The sequence below is a fragment of the Vibrio sp. 811 genome (assembly GCF_033339195.1).
Genome location: NZ_JAWOUB010000519.1, coordinates 1 through 639, shown reverse-complemented (window position 1 = coordinate 639; position 639 = coordinate 1). Strand labels below are relative to the sequence as shown.

Sequence of the window (639 nt, the reverse complement as noted above, 5' to 3'; positions counted from 1 at the left end):
ATACCTGGAGCCAAAAACAGGCCGACGGCAGCATTGAAGAAAAACACTCGATAGCAGAAAAAACACCACATTGGGGTTGGGTTGTCGGCACAGGTATTGGCTTTAATGAAGTGAATGCACGTTTTTGGTCGACAGCACAGTGGCAGCTTATGCTGTGTCTGGTTATCGCAGGTTCAATTCTTGGAGGCTTGATCATCTCAATTCGCAAAATGCTCAATCTCTTAGGAGGTGAACCTAACGATGTACGAGAAGCGGTTCAAGCGGTTGCACAAGGTAACATCCAAACTAGCTTTGATACCGTCGCTCCAAAAGGCAGTATCTACCATGCGGTTCAGAAGATGAGCCAATCATTGGCAACCATGGTGACTAACCTCGAACAATCGATGCACGCTCTACGCGATGAGCTATCAGCAGTAGAGTCGCGCTCAAATTCCATCGCCGATCTTACCGTTTCTCAGCAGCAATCGACCGCAATGATTGCAACAGCGATGACAGAAATGGCTTCTTCCGCTAACCATGTGGCAAGCTCTGCTAGCGACACAGCACGTAATACCGATGAAGCAGATAAACAAAGTCAGCACACTCAATCACTGATCCACAGTACGGTAGATAACATCCAAGGTCTTGCGACTCAGCTGA

Annotated in this window: 1 protein-coding gene; it reads left to right on the top strand. The window is 47.7% G+C overall.

The features are described from left to right. Positions 1-639 (top strand): cache domain-containing protein (locus R7Q46_RS27835; protein ID WP_318078385.1); only part of this gene is annotated, 639 nt, incomplete at both ends.